The sequence below is a fragment of the Parafrankia soli genome (assembly GCF_001854695.1).
In the GTDB taxonomy this organism is placed as follows: domain Bacteria; phylum Actinomycetota; class Actinomycetes; order Frankiales; family Frankiaceae; genus Parafrankia; species Parafrankia soli.
In genome coordinates, this window is record NZ_MAXA01000003.1 from 63,253 (window position 1) to 69,397 (window position 6,145).

Annotated in this window: 5 protein-coding genes, 1 tRNA gene and 2 pseudogenes; 3 read left to right on the forward strand and 5 right to left on the reverse strand. The window is 68.8% G+C overall.

The window, feature by feature from the left end; all coding sequences use genetic code 11:
• Positions 1–89 precede the first annotated feature (89 nt).
• Positions 90–1,649, reverse strand: a complete 1,560-nt coding sequence (locus BBK14_RS02360; protein WP_071059587.1) for a CYTH and CHAD domain-containing protein — start codon at positions 1,647–1,649, stop codon at positions 90–92.
• Between the two features lie 98 nt (positions 1,650–1,747).
• On the opposite strand from BBK14_RS02360, the gene BBK14_RS38005 reads away from it, so the two are divergent.
• On the forward strand, positions 1,748–1,918 hold the full coding sequence (locus tag BBK14_RS38005) for a hypothetical protein (RefSeq protein WP_198541144.1): 171 nt from the start codon (positions 1,748–1,750) through the stop codon (positions 1,916–1,918).
• A 736-nt stretch (positions 1,919–2,654) separates the two neighbouring features.
• Here BBK14_RS38005 and BBK14_RS02365 read toward each other — a convergent pair.
• From BBK14_RS02365 to BBK14_RS02375, 3 genes and pseudogenes are all read right to left on the reverse strand, one after another.
• A complete protein-coding gene (locus BBK14_RS02365; protein WP_071059588.1) occupies positions 2,655–3,107 on the reverse strand; it encodes a VOC family protein in 453 nt (150 codons plus the stop codon).
• A 50-nt stretch (positions 3,108–3,157) separates the two neighbouring features.
• Positions 3,158–3,811: a TetR/AcrR family transcriptional regulator gene (locus BBK14_RS02370; RefSeq protein WP_071059589.1), complete on the reverse strand. Its 654-nt coding sequence runs from the start codon at positions 3,809–3,811 to the stop codon at positions 3,158–3,160.
• Positions 3,812–4,160: 349 nt separating this feature from the next.
• Positions 4,161–4,628: pseudogene (locus tag BBK14_RS02375) on the reverse strand (IS3 family transposase); the annotation flags it as partial.
• A 326-nt stretch (positions 4,629–4,954) separates the two neighbouring features.
• On the opposite strand from BBK14_RS02375, the gene BBK14_RS39405 reads away from it, so the two are divergent.
• Together BBK14_RS39405 and BBK14_RS02385 are read left to right on the forward strand one after the other, a co-directional pair.
• Positions 4,955–5,269 (forward strand): tyrosine-type recombinase/integrase, encoded by a 315-nt coding sequence (locus BBK14_RS39405; RefSeq protein WP_241831053.1) that lies wholly within the window; start codon positions 4,955–4,957, stop codon positions 5,267–5,269.
• A gap of 123 nt (positions 5,270–5,392) precedes the next feature.
• Positions 5,393–5,465: transfer RNA gene (locus BBK14_RS02385), tRNA-Lys, on the forward strand.
• 533 nt (positions 5,466–5,998) lie between these two features.
• Here the strand turns inward: BBK14_RS02385 and BBK14_RS36500 are convergent.
• A pseudogene (locus BBK14_RS36500) lies at positions 5,999–6,145 on the reverse strand (IS4 family transposase); the annotation flags it as partial.

The following is a 6,145-nucleotide window of genomic DNA, read 5'->3' on the forward strand; positions in this document are numbered from 1 at the left end:
GCCGTTCGGGCCTTCCGGGTCACCAGGCCCACGTCCCCACCTCCATCAGTGCGATAAAAACATCTGTGCCCCGTTCTGGGGTGGTGTATTCAGTGCAGCCAGCGGCGGTGGCGCCGGCGGGAGAGCTTCGGCCAGCGGGCGGCGAAGACATCCCTGGTCAGGTGTGCCTGTTCCCGCTCGCCGCCGAGGAGAAGGCCGTAGGTGAAGGAGGATTCGCCGGCCTGGTTGGCGGCGATCGCGAACTCGCGCAGGACGCCCTGGGCGACGACGCAGTCCTGGTGCTCACCCAGGCTGTTCTGGATTTTCTTGGCTCGCCTGGTGTGCTTCGCAGCGTGTTCCCCGTAGACCGGCGTGGCCGCCTCGCTCGCGTAGCGCAGCTGCTTCGCGGCCTTCCGCGCGGCGTGCAGGGCGACGTCCTGGCTGTCGCCGGCGGGGGTGTGGAGGGCTCGATCGACCCGGCGGCGCAGCTTGCGGTCGGTTTTGCGGATCGGGGCGCGCAGGGCCGGCCCGGCCGGGCGGCGACCAAGGGCGGAATACGGTGGTTCGCCGACGAAGGCGATCAGGTCGTCGACGAAATCCAGGTACTGCGCGTCGCGCATCCAGGTCAGGGCCTGCTCCCGGCCGCGCAGGTGCTGTGCGCGCAGATGGCCCTGCACGCGGGCGGCGACGGGGCCCAGCAGGTCCCGTTCGTCGAGCGCGTCGATCCCGGCGGTGAACCGCTCGAGCTGGACCTCGCCGTCGCGGGCGGCATTGAGCAGGAGGTTCAGTTCCCGCAGTCGGGCCTGGAGCGCGCGCGCCGGTGCTGGGTCGAACAGCCGCTGGAACGTGCGCAGGGCGCTGCGCAGCCGGCGGGCGGCGACCCGCATGTCATGAACAGACTCGGGATCGCCGAGGCGCACGCGGGCGTCAGCGGCCAGCAGGGCCCGGGTATGGGTCGCCAGATAGCCGCGGACGGCCTCACCCGCGGTTCCCCCGGCCGGGGCGCCGTCGGCGGGGAGCTCGGGGAGTTCCGGCCGCGCCGCCCGCGATCCGAGTGCCCGGGCGAGCTTGGACGGCCCGGCGGCCGGCCGGGCCCCGGCCTCACACAGCACCGCGCCGGCCGCCGGCAGGAGATCGAGGTCGTCGCCGAGGGCCTCGACCTCGATCTCCCGCCAGCGGGACAGCGTCGTCGACGTGCCCAGTGTCTGGGCGTGGACCTCGTCGTCGGCCAGTTCCGCCAGGTCCCGTCCGTCGGGGGCGCGCAGAGTGGTCGCGCGGCGGACGGTCCGCACCCTCGCGACGGGGGCCAGGGGCCTGCCGCGGGTGGTGGCGGCCACGAGGTCGGCGAACTCGCCCGGGACAGTGCCCTCGGCGGAGGGGTCCCGCTCGATCGCGTCCAGCGGACGGCTGATCTCGTCCCGGCCGGCCCCCGAGCTCTGGAGCTTGAGATGCCAGCCGGCGTCATGCCCGCCCTGGCGCCGTCGCAGCGTGATGCGGTTGCGGGCAAGCCGCAGATCTTCGGTGTCGTAGTAGACGGCGTCGAGATGCTCCTCCGTCGGCCCGGCGGTCGAGGCGACCCCGGCAAGACCGGTCAGGGCCGGGACGACGAACGTCGAACTCACGTCGAACTTGGTCTCTACCTCCCGATGCCCGTGGGCCGGTGTACGCATAACACCCTCCGTGTCGGCTTTCACTTCTCCTTTCGGGCCTACCCCCTCCGATGTCGGTAACCCACCGCCCGCGGGGTGGGGTGAGACGTGCCTGCCTGGTGTACGGCGGCTCAGCGCGGTGTGAGACGGGGCTGTCCGGGTACCCGAACGAACGCCGCGAACATCATGCGCCGGCTCAGGCCAACGCGACGAGGAGCTACCCGGTGAGCCTGCTGACCAGCCTGCTGCACGACCTCGACCAGGACGAACGCGACCACCTCCGCTTCTGATCGCGCGGGACGGGGGCCGCTACTGGAACGGCGGCGCCAGCGTCCTGTTCGGCATAGACGGACCGCTGCCGAATGCCGACAGCATTCCGCGTGGTGCGTCCCGCCGCGATTGAGGCGAACGGCCACCGTCGCGCCAGGGAAGCAGTCCTCCACCCTCCCTGACGGCCGGCTGGGTTGGGGCCGTGGCGTCGAAGATGGATATGGTCCGCAGAATGCTCACTGCCTTCTGGGTGAATTTTCCAGTGATGAGGTCGTTGCAGGCCGGGTTCTCGTACATCAGTTGGACGGCGTACCGGCGTGCCCAGGCGGTGTCGACGGCGTTGTCCTGAGCAGGGATCGGTCCAACGTACGGGTGGATGTCGGGGTCCACCGGCGGCAGGGTCACTGGACCTGACGGCGGCAGCGGCGGCAGCGGTGTGGGACGCGGCGTGTTGCAGTGGGGCGAGCAGTCCACCGCAGCCGCCGCACTTGCCGGTCCGGCGCCCATGAGGACGGCTCCAGCCAGGGCGACAAGGGCGAGCAGACCGAAGACGGCCTGGCGGAAACGGCTGTAGGAGGGATGGGGCCGGGGCATGAGAGCTCCGGACGGAAGGCGGTCAGTTGTCTTCTGTTCGGAGCAGCTCGGCTGCCGGATGACCCAGACCCGGTTTTGGCACCAGGCGGCCAGCGTTTCCCGGAGGCAGCGCGACACGCCGCCGGCTCGGTGTGTGCGGCGCGGGCCGGCTCGCCACCCGGGTCAGGCGGCGGAATCAGCGAGGGGACGGGGCTCGTGGACGTCCCGCAGCTCGGCGTCCACGATGACGATGAGCTCGACGCGCATGCCGTCGGGATCGGTGAACCAGACGGCATGGAACGCACCCAGATCCTCCACTGTGCCGTCGCTGGCGCCGCACGCGACGAGGCGGGCGCGCAGGGTCTCGAACGCTTCCGGCGATTCGGCCGTTAGGGCAAGATGGTCGAGGTGGCCCCGGTCGAACATCGCGGGCAGCGCGGCGCTGTGGGGATTTCCGACCACCTCGGCGGGATGCAGCCAGGAATGCGGGCCGGTCCGCAGTATCGCGTGCCGGAAGGCCGGGGTCGTCTCGCTGAAGACGACGTCCAGGTCGAAGACCCCGTGATAGAAGTCGATGAACCGGTCGAGGTTCCCGGTGAGGACAGCGACGTGGTTGACGCCGACGAGCAGAGACATGTGAGATCCTTCGGTCATTCCCGGGCAGGGCAAGGTTCAAGGGTCTTCGTTCAGGGGACGTTTGTTTCGGAGGCGTTTGTTTCGGAGGCGATGCCGCCGGTTGCGTGGGCGGCAGTGGTGGGGGCGGTAAGGGCGACACCTCGGGCCCGGGCGCCTTCGAGGAGGAGCTCGAGGGCGAGAGCGGCCGACTCGGCGGACTCCGTACCGTCCATCTCCCAGAAGTCGCGCAGGGTCTGCCAGGTGGACGCGGTCGTGAGGAGCTGGACGACCGCGGCGACGCGGCGGGTGTCCTCAGTGCCAAGGCCGGGCGCTTCCGCGCGGACGAGCGCGACGGCGGCGCTCTGGCGTTGCTCCCGGCTCGAGAGGCGAGCGAGCAGGCCCTCGGGAGTGAGCAGGAGTTCCCGGATGACCGGGGCCACCGCGTCGAACCCTGGAAAGGCCCGCCGTACGAGCGCGACGGCGCCCCGACCGTCGGTCGGCAGCTCACCGTCGAACCCAATTCGCCGGTTGGCCCAGGCGAAGACCGCGGCAAGCAGCGCTTCCCTCGTGGCGAAGTGCCGGTAGACGGTGCGTTCGGGAACGCCGGCCTCCTTCGCCACCTTCGCGAAGGTGAGGTCCTCCCCGGCCGTAAGCAGGGCGGCCACACCGTCGAGCACGCGTTCGCGCACGACCTCGGAGCGGGCCTCCCGCAGCGACGACTTCATGGCAGTGATGCTGCCAAGTTGGCAGTGACACTGTCAATATCTGTCAGGGAACTGTCGCCCCACCGTGCTGGTGCATGGCGCCGTCACATGACGAGGATGAGGCGAGGCGTGGTCCCTTCCCCGGCCCCGCCCCCCGATGCCGCCCTCCGGCCTTCGCCGGTTTCCYGGGGAGCTGGGTGTGGAATCGGGCCGCGTCGGCGGCCAGGGCCTGGGTCAGGCTGGGTCGATGCCGGGTCGGTGGATGTCGACGAGCGGCGCGGGCACGACTCCGTGCATCCCGAAGAGGCGGCCAGATATTTTGAGGTGCTTCCCGTTTCTCGGACACCGGTGTAGTCGGACTACATCAGCTTTATGCTGCTTCCTTCCCTTCGGTCTGGGTTGCGTGGTATGCGCGCTCGATGTGTTCTGGGGTGCGGTAGTCGAGAGCAGAGTGGAGTCGTTGTCGGTTGTAGAAGACCTCGATGTATTCGGCGATCGTCGTACGCGCGGCGCGGCGGGTTGGATAGGTTTCCCGGTGGACGAGTTCGTTCTTGAGTGTTCCGAAGAACGACTCCACGGCGGAATTATCCCAACACACTCCGGTGGCCCCGGCCGATGGGCGTACACCGTGGCTTTTCAGGACGCGAGGGTAGGCATCCGACGTATCTTGGGCGCCTCGATCGGAGTGGAAAATTGCGTTCTGGGTGAGGGTGGTGCGGGAGGTGGCCGTGGTGAACGCGTCGGTGGTGATGAGTTCGGTGCGCAGGTGGGTGGCCATCGACCAGCCGAGGACATTGCGGGAGTAGCAGTCGATAACGGTGGCGAGGTAGATCCCCCCGGGCTCCGGGCTACCCGGCCGCTCTACCCCATCTACCACCTCATCGCCTACCGCGGGCTCCGCCGCGGCGAATCCGTCGGCATCCACTGGGACGACATCGACTTCACCCACGCCACCCTCACCATCCGCTGGCAAGTCATCCAGATCGGCTACGCCACCCAGCTCGGCCGGCCCAAATCCGACGCAGGCGACCCGTCATCTCCCTCTACGCCAACACCCTCGCCGTCCTGAAAACCGCCCGCACCCGCCAACACGCCGCCCGCCTCGCCGCCGGCCGCGACTGGCCCGACACCGGACTCACCTTCACCCACCCCGACGGCCAGCCCATCCACCCCGAACACCTCACCAACCGCTTCCACACCCTCCTCGACGAAGCCGCACTACCCCCCATCAGCCTCCACGGCCTCCGCCACGGCGCCGCCACCATCGCCCTCGCCGCCGGCGCCGACCTCAAAGCCGTCCAAGAACTCCCCGGCCACTCCACCATCACCCTCACCGCCGACACCTACACCCACATCCTCCCGATCTCGCCAGCGAGATCGCCGAGAACACCGCCCGGCTCATCCCCCGCGCCCGCACCCCCCACCACTACCCGAAGACCATCACCAAGGACTGACCCCACCAGCCCCGCCCGGGCCTGACCCGGGCGGGGCCACACCCCCACCCCCACCAACCCTCAGAACTCCTCCCAACGTGCCCACCCGCCAGAACCTCGCGCCCCGCCCTCCCCCTGACCGAGCAGTTGGGTACGATGGTGCGCAGCAGGGCCGTTAGCTCAATTGGCAGAGCAACCGGCTTTTAACCGGTGAGTTCAGGGTTCGAGTCCCTGACGGCCCACCTCGGAGGGCACTTCCTGCGCATTTTTAAAGCACTCTCAAGGTCAATCTTTTGGCGCTTTCGCGGTCACCAGAAGCTGGCTGGACCGGTTTTATGACGGCCGCAGAACCGTGCGGGTTCTTACTAGTAGACTGTAAACCAAAATTCTTTCCGATGACACATAACTCGACTTTCGTAGTTATGCGGCGTCGGTCTCCCAGGCCAGGCGGAGGGTGTGGATTTCTGCTGGTGTCGGCTGCTCGGGGTGTGTGGCCTGATATTTGGCGGCGATGAGAACGCGGCGGAGCTTGGCGAGGATGTCGGCGGTGGAGGGCTGGGTTTTGGTGGTGTACCAGGGTGCGCGGTCGCGGTGGTCGGTGGCGTCGTCGCAATACCAGGAACTTTAGGTTCGGATCAGGATTGTGGCGACCGTGGGTGGCGGTCCCGTGAGGTGCTTGTCGATCGGCTTCTTGGCGGGGAACGGGGTGCGCTTGGTCCGCCGGACGACCCGGGGATTGGAGCGGAGGCGTTTCGGGAGGACGTGTTCGGCGATCTTAGTGGTCACCGCGGCCAGGATCCGGGCCGTCCGGCGGAGGGGGGAAAATCGCCCGGCGCACAACCTGGCGGCGGACGATCGTCACGGTGTGGGTGAAGGAGAGCCGGTCGGGGTCGATCCCTTCGACCAGCGCGGTGTCGTGGAT

Coding starts and splice junctions, on each gene's coding strand:
- BBK14_RS02360 (WP_071059587.1), bottom strand. CDS start 1,649: ATGCGTACACCGGCCCACGGGCATCGGGAGGTAGAGACCAAGTTCGAC.
- BBK14_RS02365 (WP_071059588.1), bottom strand. CDS start 3,107: ATGTCTCTGCTCGTCGGCGTCAACCACGTCGCTGTCCTCACCGGGAAC.
- BBK14_RS02370 (WP_071059589.1), bottom strand. CDS start 3,811: ATGAAGTCGTCGCTGCGGGAGGCCCGCTCCGAGGTCGTGCGCGAACGC.